This is a genomic window from Gemmata obscuriglobus (assembly GCF_008065095.1).
Taxonomy (GTDB): domain Bacteria; phylum Planctomycetota; class Planctomycetia; order Gemmatales; family Gemmataceae; genus Gemmata; species Gemmata obscuriglobus.
This window is the reverse complement of the sequence record NZ_CP042911.1, coordinates 2,996,633-3,010,445: the sequence shown is the minus strand read 5'-3', so window position 1 is coordinate 3,010,445 and position 13,813 is coordinate 2,996,633. Positions and strand designations below refer to the sequence as shown.

At 62.8% G+C, this 13,813-nt stretch carries 16 protein-coding genes and 2 pseudogenes; 8 read left to right on the top strand and 10 right to left on the bottom strand.

Translation table 11 applies throughout. The features are described from left to right. Positions 1-49 precede the first annotated feature (49 nt). The 6 genes and pseudogenes from tnpC to tnpA all read right to left on the bottom strand — a co-directional run bounded on the left by tnpC (position 50) and on the right by tnpA (position 2,340). Positions 50-1,021: an IS66 family transposase gene (gene tnpC, locus GobsT_RS12575; protein ID WP_010036958.1), complete on the bottom strand. Its 972-nt coding sequence runs from the start codon at positions 1,019-1,021 to the stop codon at positions 50-52. Then, positions 1,018-1,179, bottom strand: a complete 162-nt coding sequence (locus GobsT_RS37730) for a hypothetical protein (protein ID WP_010036954.1) — start codon at positions 1,177-1,179, stop codon at positions 1,018-1,020. The genes tnpC and GobsT_RS37730 overlap by 4 nt, the downstream gene beginning before the upstream one ends. A 21-nt stretch (positions 1,180-1,200) precedes the next feature. Then, positions 1,201-1,257, bottom strand: a pseudogene (locus GobsT_RS41015) (hypothetical protein); the annotation flags it as partial. A gap of 15 nt (positions 1,258-1,272) precedes the next feature. Continuing rightward, a complete protein-coding gene (locus tag GobsT_RS12570; protein ID WP_010036953.1) occupies positions 1,273-1,614 on the bottom strand; it encodes a hypothetical protein in 342 nt (113 codons plus the stop codon). Positions 1,615-1,639: 25 nt separating this feature from the next. Beyond that, positions 1,640-2,002, bottom strand: coding sequence for an IS66 family insertion sequence element accessory protein TnpB (gene tnpB / locus GobsT_RS12565; RefSeq protein ID WP_010036952.1), 363 nt, complete (start codon positions 2,000-2,002; stop codon positions 1,640-1,642). After that, complete coding sequence (tnpA, locus tag GobsT_RS12560; RefSeq protein ID WP_148087719.1) at positions 1,996-2,340, bottom strand: IS66 family insertion sequence element accessory protein TnpA; 345 nt, start codon at positions 2,338-2,340, stop codon at positions 1,996-1,998. Before tnpA ends, tnpB begins: the two co-directional genes overlap by 7 nt. 50 nt (positions 2,341-2,390) lie before the next feature. Here tnpA and GobsT_RS12555 point away from each other — a divergent pair. Further along, positions 2,391-2,681: pseudogene (locus GobsT_RS12555) on the top strand (IS66 family transposase); the annotation flags it as partial. Between the two features lie 727 nt (positions 2,682-3,408). Continuing rightward, on the top strand, positions 3,409-4,431 hold the full coding sequence (locus GobsT_RS12550; protein WP_010044806.1) for a site-specific integrase: 1,023 nt from the start codon (positions 3,409-3,411) through the stop codon (positions 4,429-4,431). Positions 4,432-4,451: 20 nt separating this feature from the next. Here GobsT_RS12550 and GobsT_RS12545 read toward each other — a convergent pair whose 3' ends face one another. Then, positions 4,452-5,576: a zinc-dependent alcohol dehydrogenase family protein gene (locus GobsT_RS12545; RefSeq protein ID WP_148087718.1), complete on the bottom strand. Its 1,125-nt coding sequence runs from the start codon at positions 5,574-5,576 to the stop codon at positions 4,452-4,454. Positions 5,577-5,813: 237 nt separating this feature from the next. Between GobsT_RS12545 and GobsT_RS12540 the strand changes: the two genes are divergently transcribed. From GobsT_RS12540 to GobsT_RS12530, 3 genes are all read left to right on the top strand, one after another. Further along, a complete protein-coding gene (locus GobsT_RS12540; RefSeq protein WP_010044802.1) occupies positions 5,814-6,071 on the top strand; it encodes a hypothetical protein in 258 nt (85 codons plus the stop codon). After that, positions 6,071-6,568: a CRISPR-associated protein Cas4 gene (locus tag GobsT_RS12535; RefSeq protein WP_010044799.1), complete on the top strand. Its 498-nt coding sequence runs from the start codon at positions 6,071-6,073 to the stop codon at positions 6,566-6,568. Before GobsT_RS12540 ends, GobsT_RS12535 begins: the two co-directional genes overlap by 1 nt. A 94-nt stretch (positions 6,569-6,662) precedes the next feature. Continuing rightward, complete coding sequence (locus GobsT_RS12530; RefSeq protein WP_010044797.1) at positions 6,663-7,568, top strand: DMT family transporter; 906 nt, start codon at positions 6,663-6,665, stop codon at positions 7,566-7,568. A gap of 171 nt (positions 7,569-7,739) precedes the next feature. On the opposite strand, the gene GobsT_RS12525 is transcribed toward GobsT_RS12530, so the two are convergent. Together GobsT_RS12525 and GobsT_RS12520 are read right to left on the bottom strand one after the other, a co-directional pair. Then, positions 7,740-9,059, bottom strand: a complete 1,320-nt coding sequence (locus GobsT_RS12525; RefSeq protein WP_010044795.1) for a toll/interleukin-1 receptor domain-containing protein — start codon at positions 9,057-9,059, stop codon at positions 7,740-7,742. Continuing rightward, a complete protein-coding gene (locus GobsT_RS12520) occupies positions 9,056-10,360 on the bottom strand; it encodes an argonaute/piwi family protein (protein WP_157506873.1) in 1,305 nt (434 codons plus the stop codon). The genes GobsT_RS12525 and GobsT_RS12520 overlap by 4 nt, the downstream gene beginning before the upstream one ends. Before the next feature lie 412 nt (positions 10,361-10,772). Between GobsT_RS12520 and GobsT_RS12515 the strand changes: the two genes are divergently transcribed. After that, positions 10,773-11,768 (top strand): IS701 family transposase, encoded by a 996-nt coding sequence (locus tag GobsT_RS12515; RefSeq protein WP_010033997.1) that lies wholly within the window; start codon positions 10,773-10,775, stop codon positions 11,766-11,768. Here the strand turns inward: GobsT_RS12515 and GobsT_RS12510 are convergent. Next, on the bottom strand, positions 11,720-12,463 hold the full coding sequence (locus GobsT_RS12510) for a hypothetical protein (RefSeq protein ID WP_148087717.1): 744 nt from the start codon (positions 12,461-12,463) through the stop codon (positions 11,720-11,722). The genes GobsT_RS12515 and GobsT_RS12510 overlap by 49 nt on opposite strands. A 354-nt stretch (positions 12,464-12,817) precedes the next feature. Between GobsT_RS12510 and GobsT_RS12505 the strand changes: the two genes are divergently transcribed. Together GobsT_RS12505 and GobsT_RS12500 are read left to right on the top strand one after the other, a co-directional pair. Further along, positions 12,818-13,048: a hypothetical protein gene (locus GobsT_RS12505; RefSeq protein ID WP_010044788.1), complete on the top strand. Its 231-nt coding sequence runs from the start codon at positions 12,818-12,820 to the stop codon at positions 13,046-13,048. 131 nt (positions 13,049-13,179) lie between these two features. Further along, positions 13,180-13,794, top strand: coding sequence for a type IV toxin-antitoxin system AbiEi family antitoxin domain-containing protein (locus GobsT_RS12500; RefSeq protein WP_010044786.1), 615 nt, complete (start codon positions 13,180-13,182; stop codon positions 13,792-13,794). Positions 13,795-13,813: the final 19 nt, after the last annotated feature.

Sequence of the window (13,813 nt, the reverse complement as noted above, 5' to 3'; positions counted from 1 at the left end):
ACCCGCCGGCCTTGGACCGGCGGGTTTGAAGCGTGGGAGGTGCCGAGGTTTACCGGGTGGCCGCATCCGGGGCGGTTTGGTCCCGTGTTCGATTCAACAGCCATCGGTCCGGTAGCCCGTCCATTAGTCGTTCGGTCGTCTGATTCTCGCCTGGCGCGAACACCCCCGGCAGCGCCTCCCGCAGGTACGCGAACGGATCGAGCCCCAGATGCTTGCACGTGCCGATGACCGAGAACAGCACCGCCGCCGTCCGCCCGCCTCCCGCACTGCCAAACACGCCCCAGTTGTTCCGTCCGAGTGCGATTGCCCGGAGCGTTCTCTCGCTGAGGTTGTTGTCCAGCGCCAGGAAGCCTTGTTCGAGGTATCGCTTCAACGCCCCCCAGTTGTTCGTGGCGTACCCGATCGCGGTTCCCAGCGGCGACTTCGGCAGCGCACCCGGCTTCTGCTCGGTCAGCCACTTCGACAGTTCATCCCACACCGGTTCGGCGTCACGCCCCCGCAGCGCCCGGCGTTGCTCTTCGCGATGCCGTCGAAGTTCCCGAACTGCCGGGTCGTCCGACGGCGGCAGCAGCGGTGGCAGCGCCCGCTCGATCGCGTACAACCGGCCGAACAACCCCAAAGCCTGGGCCGCCCGCTCGTCACCAGTGTCGTGTGCGGCCACGAACTTGCGGCGGGCGTGCGCGACGCAGCACACGTGCTGGACCTTGCGCTCGCCGTACAACCCCTCGTACTGGGCCAGTGCGTCCGCCTGCAAGTAGCCCTTGTAGCCCGCGAGGAACTGCTTCGGCCCGTCGGCCGTGTAGTCGGTCGTGAAGTCAAACAGGACGTACGGGTGGTCGGCGTCCCCGATGTACGCCTTGGCCGTGCGATGGCTCCCCGGCACCCGCAACTTCACGCCCGTGTCGTCCCCATGAATCACCCGCGACCGGAGCACTCGCGCGTGCATCAACTCGTACAGCGGGGTCAGCAACTCAGACGCCCGGAACAGCCAGTCGCCCAGCGTCGAGGTCGCGATCGTCACCCGGACCGGCCCAGTTGGCCGGCGAGTCGATGGACCGGCGTGTGGTCGGCGAACTTGGCGGTGACGGCGTGGGTCAGCAGCCCCGGACCGCACAACCCCTTGGCGATCGGGCCGACCTGGGCCGGACCGGCGGTCGTGATGCGCTGCTCGGCCGGCACCGCCGCCGGGTCGCAGTGGCGGCAGGCGTAGCTCTTCTTGACCGTGCGGAGGACGAAGAACGTGGCCGGTTCGAGATCGAGTTGCTCGGCCGTCTACTCTCCGATGCACGCGCGGGGCCGGCCGCAGCACGGGCAGAGCTTCTCGGCCGCGGTCAGGTCGTGGACGACCTCCCGCCGTTCGAGGTGCTCGGGCAAGGGCGAGCGACCGTGCTCATCGCGTCGGGGTGGCTTCTGGGCGGCGGGCACCGGCGGTGGCGTCCGGCGTTCGCTCCGGCGGCCGAACCGGTGCTTCAGGGCGGCGTCGAGTTTGGTCTTCAGTTCGGCGTTCTCGGCCCGGAGCTTCTGGAGTTCGGTGAGCAACTCACGAACCATCGCCTGGAGCGTGGGCACGTCGTCCGGCAGCGGCGCATCGGGGGCGAGCGTGGTGGCGTCCATGCCCCCTTCAACCCCGCGGCCGCCGTCAGGTAGCGCGAGGTGGCGGCGGGGCGGCGGAGAACCGCTTGAACCGGCGGACGCGGGACAGGTCGATGCCGTCCAGGATCATGGCGAACTGAGCCGCCGTCAGTTCGATCCCGGTGGCGGTGGCTTCAGGGAAGTGGTACCGCCCGGCCTCCAACCGCTGGCACCAGAGGCACAGCCCGTGGCCGCCCCAGTACAGCACCTTGACCCGGTTCGCGGACCGATTCGTGAACACGAACAGGTGGCCGCTCAGCGGATCGCCGGACAGCTGGGTGCGGACCAGGTTGGCCAGCCCGTCGTACCCGAGCCGCAAATCCACGGCGGCCGCGAACCAGAGCTTGGTGGTGGCGGGCAGGGTCAGCACGGCCGCCCCTCCAGCCCGCGCAGGATGGCCACGACCAGTTCCGGGCCGGCGTCGGCGGGGAGCCGAACGACCGTGCCGGACGGCAGGGCCAGCTCGATCGGGGCGGCGGGCGCAGGAGGTGGTGCGACGTGCATGGGCACGACGGCCGGGCCGTCGGCCGGTTCGAGACCAGCCCCGGTGAGCCTCCGCCGCCACAGGTAGAAGTTGGACGGTGACACGCCCTCGGCGGCGCAGAAGGCGGCGACCGTCGTGGGGCGGGCGGCGTAGCGCTCGAGGCGGTCGGCCCAGCGGCGGGCGGCGGCCGGGTGGTAGCGGGGCCGGGCGGACGAGTCGGACACGGGCATCCTCCGAAGAAGGGAACGGATGCCGCCAACATAACTTACCCGTCAAGCACGTGATTCGCCGAGCGCGTACCCTGTACACGTTCGCTGCCGTCGAAGGGGTCGAGCCGACGAACAATGCGGCCGAGCGGGCATTGCGGCACGCCGTATGTTGGCGGAAGATGAGTTTCGGGACGGACTCGGCCGGTGGAAGCCGGTTCGTCGAGTGAATGCTGACCGTGGTGGCGACCTGCCGGCAACAAGGCCGCGATGTGTTGGCCTTCCTGGCCGAGGCCATGCAGACCGCCAGGACCGGAGGGGTGGCACCCTCGATCATCCCTGCACGCACCTCGACCTGAGGAACTGACACGGCCGGAAAAGTGCCAGCTCGAGTCGAACGGAAATGAACATGGCCCGTGCATTGCTGTGCATCGTTCTCACCACACTGCTTCTATACCTCGTGGGTTTGTTCTCGATCGCGTTCGGCTTGTTGCCGGGTTGGTGGCCGTCCATCGGGGCGTTCGTTACCAGTGCCATCACGTTTGTGCTCGTGCAGCTAGAGGCCGCGTCTCGTAACGAGCAAGGGCTACCATCACCATTCCCGAACGCGCGGCGGGTCGCGGTATGGCGGGCCGTTCGGTTGTCTTTAGCCTTGTCCCTCTTGAGTTTTGTTGCACTGGCTGCGACGTCCGGTCCATACGGGGTTCCCGAAGATGGGAATCGGATTTTCGCACCACGGGATGTTTACCAGTTAAACAATCACGGGAAGAAGACGGAGGTGTCACGGGCACGGTATGTTCTCGTCGGGGCCGCATTCGCCCTCGCGTGGCATGCTGCTGCGATCGCGTTCTCTCTCCTCCAACTCTATGTCGTACTCGCTGGAGAACTACCGCCTTACTTCCAGCGCACCGAGAGGCCTACTCGGGGGGACGGAGCTTAATCAAGCTACGTGAACGGTTACCTCCTGGTTCCAGCCTTCCTTGCTCGCGGCTCGGCGCTGCTTGAGCCAGAACGCATTAAGCCGTTGTGCGACAGCGACGGCAACGATTTCGGGTTTCGCAACCGGTCCGCTGTGAGCGATACTGAGTGCTGACGCTCACGTTTACACCCGCCATGTCGCCCGAACGAGCCAATTTGCAAGCCTCCCGAACCTCTTCTCCGAAAGAGGCGAAACACCACGCCGAGCGGTTCGAAGACATCGGCAGTGAGGCCGACAGGTACGTTGAGAAGTCCAGAGCCCCGAACACTCGCCGCGCGCAACGCTCGGATTGGAAGGATTTCTCCTCTTGGTGCGCCAAGTACGCTCGCTCCCCGCTTCCGGCCGCGCCAGACACGGTTGCCTACTATTTGGCCGACCGCTCCCAGGAATTGAAGACGAGTACGTTACAACGCCGCCTGATGTCCATCTCCGATGCCCACCGCACGGCGGGTTTCGACTCGCCCACGAAATCCGCACAGGTCAAGTTGGTCTGGGCAGGGATCCGGCGCGATAAAGGTGTTGCTCAAAATCACAAGAAGCCCACCCTCACGAAGCACATCCGCGAGATGGTCGAGCACCTGCCTCAAGGGTTGTTAGGTGTTCGCGACCGCGCGCTCCTCCTACTCGGGTTCGCTGGCGCCATGCGGCGCAGCGAGCTTGTCGGGATCGACGCGACTGATGTGGCCCTCACGGACGAGGGGCTCGTCGTCACGATCCGAAAGAGCAAAACGGACCAAGTGCAGGAAGGTCGGACGCTCGGGATACCGTACGGTGAGCACGAGGGTACCTGCCCGGTGCGCGCGGTGCTCGCGTGGGTCGATCAGGCAGCAATTCTCGAGGGTCCCCTCTTTCGCTCTGTAAACAAGCACGGGCACGTCATGGGTACGCGGCTCTCCGACCGCACGGTGGCTGAGGTCGTCAAACGCAGCTTGGTCGCAGCGGGACATACCGCGCGGGGTTACGCCGCACACTCGCTTCGCGCAGGGCTCATCACGCAGGCCGCCATAGCGGGGGCGAGCGACCGCGATATCCAAGACCAGTCGGGACACAAGTCGCTGCTGGTCATGAGAAGGTACATTCGCGACGGATCGTTGTTCAGGCAGAATGTCGCAGCAAAGGTAGGGCTGTGACTTCTTCGAATGCCGCCCGCTTAACTCTTGAGCAGGACCTTCCCGCAGAGCCCCGGAGTTTCTGCCTTGCGGACCGCGCGGTGAACGTCCTGTAGCGCGAACGTCTCATGTACGTCCAGCCGAAACCGGTGCTCGGCGATGATCTGGAAAACGGCAGCGGCCGCTGTCGTACGAACGGAGGCCGGGGCCGATCGGAGCCAGTTCCGCAGCCAGAATCCCTCGACACGAATCCCCAAGCTGTCGATCGCGGCGAGGTCGGGAGAAACGCCGGAAAGCAACCCGTATTGCACAACCGGTGCGCCCGACCGGAGCCCGCGCGCGAGTTCGACGGCGTCGCGCCCGCCGACACACTCCAGACCGGCGTCGGCACCCGCTCCCGCTGTAAGAGCGATTACCGTCTGCGCTACGGGTTGGCGGCTGGAATCGATTACTGCGTGCGCACCGAGACGCAACAGCTCTTCTGTGTGGTGCGCACGCCGAACGATTGCGATCAAACGGAACTGACAAACGCCAGTGAGTTGGGCCAGGAACCTCACCGCCGCCGATCCGCCAGCGTTCGCCACAACCACCGCGCCTGGTGCGAGCCCGAGTGCGCGGACCATCAGCCACACGCTCACCGGGTTGATAAAGAGCTGGGAGGCGTAGTCATCAGGGATCTCATCGGGCACAGGCACGCACTCGGCTTCGGCCACAGCGACGTATTCTTGCCACGTCCCGAGGTGAGCCATCGGAACAACACGCGTGCCAGCCTTTAGAGCTTGTGTCCCTTCCACCACGACCCCGAACCCGTCGTAACCTGCGGTTTGCGGTAACGAGATTCGTGCCTTGTAGGCGCCGCGAACTGGAATGAGGTCGGACGGATTAATGGCCCGTCCCACCATTCGTAGGAGAACCTCACCGGCGGCCGGGTGCGGAACGTCCACATCCTCCACTTTGAGCGCCTCAGCCGGGTGGCCGAACTCGTGATAGCGGATCGCAATCATGTCGTGAACGTCCGAAAGTAAAGCTGTGCCAAGCCGCGACTTGGTCCCCCACCTCATTTTGAGTGGCCGAGCGACTCGATGAACAGGTTTCTGATTTGCGCACCGATCGACGCATCGAGCTCCTTCTTTTAAAGCGGAACGAACCAGGGACCCGGCGGCCAAATGGCGTGGTCCCCCTGTTAGCTCTAAAGGCAGTACCAAAGAAAGGTGTCGCAAAGTCACAACAGCGGGGCATCAGCAGCAGAAAGGTCGAACACAACCGTGTGAACCGTTGCACCGAACCCGCTGACGGAATTTTTGGGCTGGCCGGCAGTTATTAAGGTCGGTCGAACTGAGATTCCGCTTCGGTCCTTCGTCTGCTCTAAATGGTCAGGCTTGAGAAATTGTGTTGAGGATTGAATGGGCACAGAACGTAACGATTTCGTGTCGGCGTCCGAAATTGCCTCTTGGGCATGGTGCCCCGAGTCGTGGCGGCTCGAGACACTCGGCGACGAGCCCGGCAACCAATCTGCGATTGCCAGCGGCCGAGCGCTGCACGCGGATAGATCCGCTTTCGAAGTGACCTCTCGGCGCGCGGCGGCGCGCGCTGTTTGGCTCCTCGCCATCGCGCTGATTGTCGCGGCGCTCTTTTACCTTGTTCTTGGCGGAGCGGGTTGATGCACCCTGTGTTTCTACTCGCCGCTGCTATCGGGCTTCTCGGTATCGTGTTGCTTCTCTTCGCGGCTTGGGGGCGAAGAGTGCGTGGGCTCGGGGCCGGCGAAACAGTCGCACTGGACAACGTCACCCTTGTTTCATCAAAGCATCGACTGGTGGGGCGGCCTGATCGCGTCGTGAAGCAGGGCGATGCGCTCATTCCGGAGGAATGGAAATCGGCGCGACGCGTCAGCCACGGTCACCGGCTTCAGCTCGGCACGTACTTCATCCTGATCGAAGCGGAATATGGCCTACGTCCGCCTCACGGGGTGATCGTCCTCGGTGACGGCTCCCGGGTGACGGTGGCCAATACGGAGGCCCTGCGGGCTGAGGTCTTGGCGACGGCGGCAAAGATCCGCGCGCAGCGGCGACATCTGATGAGCCCGGTCCCCGTGGATCAACCAAAAGCCAAATGCGGGGCGTGCGGACAGAGGGGCAACTGTACCCAAGCGAAGGCTTGAACCACATCTGGTACGTGACTGCCGTTCCTTTGTGAAAGCTGCAGACACCTTCTTGGTATCCAGAAGATCACACACGCGGCGGAGAAGGTTTTTCATGGCGGTCGGGACGCGTTGCATTTCTGGTGCGCTCTTCTGCCACCGGCACGAACTGGCGCTCGTTGTCATCACGATCATTTGGGGCGCGACCTTCACGATCATCCACGAGGCCATGAAGCACTGCGGCCCGCTGTTCTTCGTTGGTGTTCGGTACTTGACGGGTGGCGCGCTAGCCTTGCTGCTGTTTCGCAATTCCCTCAAGGGCCTGACCGCGCGAGAGCTTGTCGCCGGCGTCGCAATCGGGGTCTCGATCGTCTTTGGGCTCGGTTTTTTGGGGGCCGGTCTCAAGACAATTAGCAGCAGCCGGTCCGCATTCATCACCGCGCTCTACGTGCCGATGGTGCCACTGCTTCAGTGGCTCGTGCTGCGTCGCCTCCCGCGCCTGATGAGTTGGATCGGGATCGGGCTGGCGTTTACGGGATTAATGTTCGTCGCCGGTCCGGGCACGGGGGAGCAGGCGCTCGGCTGCGGGGAGCTGTACACGTTGCTCGGGGCTTTCGCCATTGCCGCCCAGATCATCCTCATCGGCCGCTTCGCCGCAGAGGTCGACAGCCGCCGGGTCACCGTCGTCCAACTCCTCGTCGCCGGTGGCTTGGCTACGTTGGCAACGCCACTTGCGGGGGAAGAGCTGCCCACCGTCTCGTGGGGGTGGCTGGTGAGTGCCCTCGGGCTCGGCGTCGCGAGCGTACTAATTCAGCTCGCGATGAACTGGGCGCAAAAAAACGTGTCGCCGACGCGAGCCACCGTGATTTACGCGGCCGAGCCCGTGTGGGGCGGGCTGTTCGGGTACGCGGCCGGCGATCGACTTCCGCCACTGGGGATCTTGGGCGGGGTGTTCATTGTTGCCGGCGTGCTGGTGAGCGAACTGAAACCACGCAAGCGCGAGCGTAACCAAGTCGGGTAAGCGCGTCAGCCGCATACATCGCAGCGTCCGTTCATGCTCGCACGCGCACGCTGGGTTTTCCCTAGGCGATTGCGCGTGCCTCGCCCTCGCCTCACAGCAGAACGCTACGGCAATGACCTGTGACCGGGCGTGGGCGGGAGCGGACCTGTCGATTTCCGTCACGGTGATTCGTTAGCCCCCGTTATTTTCGGGCTCAGCTTTTGTTGCGTTACTGCTGTTTCGAGGCGGAAGAACCGGCACACGGCCGATCGGCGGTGCAACATATTCGGGCTGATCTGACATGAGCCGCACGAGCCGCTCAAGCTCTGTCGGCTTCGACACGTCGAAGTAAACATCGCCCGCGAATACCGAAGGCATCGCCGCCACATCGGACTTGTTCAGTACTACGGGGAGAAATTTTCCGTTCACGAATTCGTTTTGGTAAATCTGGCGAATCATCAGACCCGTTTCCCATTTCACCCCTTTCCCTTTCCCCGGCTCCTCCTCGCCCTCGCAACGTTTACGGTAGGTCTCCGTAATAATCATCAAGACGTAATCGGATTCGCGAATGTTCTTTATCATCCATTTGGGAAGCCCCTCTGGCGGGTTGGGCTCATAAAGATCCATTGTCGCGTTGAACCCGTAACCGCGCAGATCGTCCACCAGCTGTCGAACCCGCTGCTGGTGCTCGTCCGTGTCCCACGAATAGCTCACGAATACCTTCTTCACAGGTCCAGCTCCTTTCTCTGCCGTTGCGCGGCTTTCGATGCGGTTAGGCTCACCGACGACGCCCGAGGCAACGGTTCCGTTTTTAAGGACATCGAATGCTGCCGCGCGGATGACCGAACGCGCGAATCCCAACTCTTCCTCGCTGTCACCGAGGAGCAGCGGGAGAAGGTGTGCCTCGTCCGCGCGGCTGTCGGCTACGTGCGTTTGTGGCAAGGCCCCGCGTGCCCGAAGGGCGAGTCGACAATCGGCGATATTCGGCGCGCTGGGCACGGTTGAAGCGTTCGGCAACTGCAGCCGGTAACCCACTGCGGCAATCAGGCACTGCTCCCACGGAGCAACCATCGGCAGATTCGCACGTGCTGATAGAACGCGCAGCATCCAATTGGACGCAAGCTCCTCCACTTTGGCATCTCCGCAGCAACGGATTCCGCTCGCGATCCCCAGAAGGGCCACCGGATCGAGGACGAACCCGGCCATCGTGTTGACGATGGTCATGGGGCGCTGGCTGAGCCAGACGAGCGCTTCACAGAGTTCACTTCGGAATGAGCACGAGGGGCTCATTCGCAGCGCTGCGAAGCCAAGTGCCGCCACTTGGCGGTAACTTCGGGTTCGTTCGACGACGAGCGTTTGAAGTTCGACCGTGTCGTCGAAGGGAAATTTGTCGACACCGAGCAGCCAGGCCGCGAACAGACGGTCGGCGAAATCGACGTTCGCCGAGGTCCGGATTTGCCGCTCTAGGGCAACCCGAGAATCTGAAAGCAGTCGTTCGCGGCCGGTGCTCACAAGAACCACCTCGTCCAGCCGATGTTTCCTATCAGCGCTGCGGGGTTCCACCCCGGCAGCGTAGCGAGATTCCCGAGCAGCTTTGCGATCATCGCAGAATACTCGATCGTAACCGGCATGTCGCACGGGAAGAAGCCCTGCCAGGAGTGTCCGGCGAACGCGTACACTTGACGCGCCAAGTAGACCGGATCGGTAAAGGTCGAGTCTTCGTGGATGCGAAGCAAGACCGGTCGCGGAACTCCGTCTTCTGGCCGCTTCACCTCCTTGAACCCGGTGAGGGTAAGCAACACCTCGCGCTCGGAAAGGAGCATAAAGAGCCCCCGGTTGGGACCCAGGACGCCTTTGGTCGAGCGGGTCTTCTTGTCCAGCTTCCCTCGCTGGTTCAGATCGAACAACCGGTACGGGTGATCCTCAACGACGTGGACGAAGGCGAACTCGGCGTTAAATTCGCCGAGTTCCTGCATCACTTCCTTCACGGCCGTGATCTCGGCATCCCGAAACGGCTTGAAGGCGTGAAACACAAGTCGGACCGGGCGAGCACGCTGCCACCCGGTATCCGTACGCACCTGTCGCACCGCGAGACGCAGCGTGTCCAGCAACTCCTCTTGGTAGGTTTCAAATAAGGCGGCCCGCGACAGGTTCGAAAGGCAGTAATTCCCGTCGCCGGTGAAGACGGTCGTGATTCCCACGACCCGCTGCCCAGAACCGAGCCGAGAGTCGCCGATCCGAGCGCTACCGAGGCCAACCACCATTTCTTGCAAGAGCGGCTGATCCGATTTCAGAAGCCACGGTGTCCCATTCATCTTCGCGTAACAAGCGAGTGACAAGTTGTTCAGAGCGAACTGAATCGAGTAGGTGGACAGCTCCATCGTCTCGACGGTGAACGCCTGAACCGGAACTTGATGCGTCAACAGCTCGGATTTGCAGATGAGGTACGGGTTCTCGGCGTTCGGGAGGTTCCGAAATCGCTCCTCGATTTGGACGAAGCAGATGTCCCACTTCTGCCCGCCCGGCCCGAGGCTCGAGATCGCGCTTCGGGCCGCTTTGCGGTACGCTGCAGCCGAGTTGTTTTCGGTTACGAAGAACTCGAAGTCGATCCCGCCCAAGTGGTACTTGTCGAGAAACCCCTGCTCAAACGGCTGAATGCCATCTCCACCTGCCGCAACACCGTCTTTGAATTTCACGAGGAACTGTTCGACCTGCCCCTTCTTGGCCTTGTGGCACAGGACACACACCTTCGGGCGATTCGGGGTGAACCCCCGGCTCGAGTACGGGCCGTAGCGGGTAATGCCAGCATCCACCGGCCACTCGCATGCCTTGCTCGTCGTCGCAGGGTCGAAGAGGTAAACCGGACTTCTGGCGCGGTGAATTTTTGGGAACGGGTGCGGATCGTTTTTGGCCGCAGTCGCAAGGAAATAATCGATGGCGCACGTTACCCCCTGCGGCAGCGGGAGCGGCGTTTTCGCAAAGTGCTCACGCACCGAGCTGAGGCGATCGAGCAACTGCCCGCCCTGACGGAAATTTGCCGTCGCCTGCTCGATACTCGTAAGCATCGTCTCCGCGTGCCTGGGGAACAGCGCCTCAACGCAGCGATCGAAGAAATGACCGCGAGCTTGCGGGAAGGCCTCGCTCGCGAGAATCGTTGGCTAGGACTTACGCAGTTGCGCTGGCGCAGGATTTGCGCATGGTGTGTTGTTGGTCTATGATCGGGCCATGAACGCACCACGTGCGAGCGCCGAGGACTACATCCAATTCCTGATCGCCACCCCCAAGGTGGCGTCGGCCGCGGAAGCCGCGCGAGCCCAACCGGACCATCCGACGGCGCCCGCGCATGATGCGTTCACCCGACTGCTGCACCGGCTGGAACCGGACCCAGCGGCGTTGTGGGACGAAGCCCGGTCGTCGGTCCGCCCGGGCGGTGCCGTGGTGCTCGACGACTCGGTGCTGGACAAGCCGTTCGCCCGGCACATGGGGCTGGTGCGCCGGTGCTGGTCCGGGCGGCACCGCCGGGTGGTGAGCGGGATCGGGCTGGTGACCCTGCTGTGGACCGACGGGGCCGCCCTGGTACCGTGTGATTACCGGCTCGCCGACCCGGCCCGAGCCGAGACCAAGAACGACCACTTCCGAGCCATGCTGGCGGTCGCCAAGGGACGGGACCTGTCGCCCCGGGTGGTACTGTTCGACACCTGGTACTCGGGCAAGGACAACCTGAAGGCGGTGCGGGCCCTGGGGTGGCACTTCCTGACCCGGGTGCGGAGCAACCGGCGGGTGAACCCGGATCGCACGGGCAATCGGGCCATCGAGGGGTGCCCGATCGGGGCCGCCGGTACGGTGGTGCACCTGGAGGGGTTCGGATTGGTGAAGGCGTTCCGGATCGCCACCGGTGATGGGGGCACGGAGCATTGGATCACCAACGACCTCGACATGGACGAGGCCACTCGTGCGGTTCTGGCCGGGCACGCGTGGGGCATCGAGGAGTATCACCGGGGCCTCAAGCAGCATTGCCACGTGGACCGGTGCCAGGTGCGCATGAGCCGGGCCCAAGCGGTCCACATCGGGCTCGCGATCCGCGCGTTCCTGCGGCTCGAGTGGCACCGGCTCAAGTCCGGCGTCAGTTGGTTCGCGGCCAAGACGGCCATCGTGCGCGAAGCGGTGCGAACCTACCTCGCCGCACCTACATACCTACTTACCCAAAAGTCAACTACGTAAGTCCTAGTTGGCGTTTCTTCCCGGTGATCAACGAGCGTAAGCGTGTCGCCGTCGACCGACGAGACCTGCCCAACCGTTTCGAGCTTCGGCGCGAGACGGTGGTCACTCGTCTCGGCGATCCGTTTTACGTAAACGCCGCGCAAGTCGACACCTGCGCGAATAAGCTCCGCACAGCTCGCCAGGACCCGGCGGGAGACGAATCCGTTGAAGATAATTGCCACGTATGCAGGCTGATCTTCAGGCGAGATGACTCGAACATCAAGGGCGAACACCGGGCTCACCCGCAGCTGCTCAGAATTCTTGACCCCTTCGGGAAGGGCTGCCGCGAGGTAATCATCGTTACCCCCACTCGCCAGAAAGGTGACAGGGCGGTAGTGAAGGACGGTCCGGTCGATGCTGTTTAGGTAGGCGAGAAGCGCATTTCGCACCAGACTCGCGCAGAGGAAAAGATCATCCCTTAGTTCGATGATTTCACTTGCCCCGCCGAGTGAAGCACCCGTGCGTTTCAGCGGCACGCAGACGACAGTGTCTCCATCTCGCCGCACCACGTGTGTTTCGCGAGTCCGGATGTGCAGCTCTCGAAGCCAATCGGCATCCACGTAACGCAACCGCTCGACCTCAAGCGGGCCACCGGCTAATTCGAGCGGGGCGACGTTCAGTACATGGCCAGATTGAAATGAGTTGGCGTTACCCATGTGATTCTCGGAAAACGATGCGCGATGCGGCTTGAAGGAGTATATCCGCTGCCTGAACGCATAGGGAACACAAGTTCACAAGGCGCTCAGTCATGAGTCCCACCGACCGCGCTGACGCTACTGAATTTGTCAAATTACGTGAAGGTAACGAGTGGCTCGCGGTCGCGGTAGGTCGGTTAGTAAGCAGGCGAAAGAGCTACTGAGCATCTCGGCTACCACATGACGGCGGTGATTTCGAACGATTCGATAATTGATTGGGTGATTTTAGTCTGCGAACGCGCTTGCAAGATATCCGAGTTGACCATGTCGTGAAAAGCGATGTACTTTCGACATCGAAATTGTCGCGAAAACACCATGGACATAGACGACATCACCACCGAACAGGCGCGGAAACTCTACGACGCTTACCACCCCGTGCTCGGGCACTTGAGCCGAGTGCGGCAGCGGCTCGACCAACTCGGGTTCCCTTTGGATGACGCGTTCCTTAAGGCGGTCAGTAGAGCCCAAGACGCGATGCGAGACCTCACCGTCGAACTCAACTACATGGCTTGCCCGGCCGGCACCGGGTGTCGCAGGCGGCAATAGCATTGCGGGGCGTGGACGGCGCCATCCGCTCATCACTTTCCGCAGTTCCGGGTCAACCACCAGCCAAAATCGTCGGTTGCATTGCCTCTAAGTTTCGCGCATAATCCTCCAAGATTTTTGGAGGATTTTACATGCCCCGTTCAGCCAGGCAGTCTGCCCAAACTCTTGCCGCACTGGCCCACGAACAGGGCGGGTATTTCACCACAAAGCAAGCAAAGGAAGCTGGTTACGGCTACAACCACCTCGATTACCACGAGACGGCGGGCAACTTCGAACGGGTCGACCACGGCCTCTACCGCATCCCAGCGGTGCCTCGTGACGAGCACGACGAGCTTATTCGCCTTTCGCTCTGGAGCCGAAACCAAAAGGACGAGCCCCAGGCCGTTGTGTCGCACGACTCTGCCCTCGTGCTCCACGAGATGACGGACCTGCTTCCCGACCGCATCCACCTCACCGTGCCGCGAACGTTCCGCAAGCCCACACCAACCGGCTGCGTGCTTCACAAAGCGGTAATCGCGGAAGGTGACGTTGAAGAACGCACGGGTTTTCGGGTCACGAGTCCGTTTCGCACGCTGCTCGACTCGGCGCAATCGGAGGTGAGTCAAGAGGAGCTCGAAAAGGCGGTCGCGAACGCGCTCACACGCGGGCTCGTCCGGCGCACGAAGCTGTCTCAAGCGGTGGAACAGAATCCACGGCTGTCACGCCTGAAAGCGGCGCTGGGCCGAATTAAGGCAAACACAAAATAACGCTGTCGGTGGCAAAGGA

Excerpts from the sequence above, each read along its gene's own strand:
- GobsT_RS12535 (WP_010044799.1), top strand. The coding sequence starts at position 6,071 with ATGCACCCTGTGTTTCTACTCGCCGCTGCTATCGGGCTTCTCGGTATC.
- GobsT_RS12510 (WP_148087717.1), bottom strand. The coding sequence starts at position 12,463 with ATGGGTAACGCCAACTCATTTCAATCTGGCCATGTACTGAACGTCGCC.
- GobsT_RS12505 (WP_010044788.1), top strand. The coding sequence starts at position 12,818 with ATGGACATAGACGACATCACCACCGAACAGGCGCGGAAACTCTACGAC.
- GobsT_RS12540 (WP_010044802.1), top strand. The coding sequence starts at position 5,814 with ATGGGCACAGAACGTAACGATTTCGTGTCGGCGTCCGAAATTGCCTCT.
- GobsT_RS12570 (WP_010036953.1), bottom strand. The coding sequence starts at position 1,614 with ATGGACGCCACCACGCTCGCCCCCGATGCGCCGCTGCCGGACGACGTG.
- GobsT_RS12530 (WP_010044797.1), top strand. The coding sequence starts at position 6,663 with ATGGCGGTCGGGACGCGTTGCATTTCTGGTGCGCTCTTCTGCCACCGG.
- GobsT_RS12515 (WP_010033997.1), top strand. The coding sequence starts at position 10,773 with ATGAACGCACCACGTGCGAGCGCCGAGGACTACATCCAATTCCTGATC.
- GobsT_RS12500 (WP_010044786.1), top strand. The coding sequence starts at position 13,180 with ATGCCCCGTTCAGCCAGGCAGTCTGCCCAAACTCTTGCCGCACTGGCC.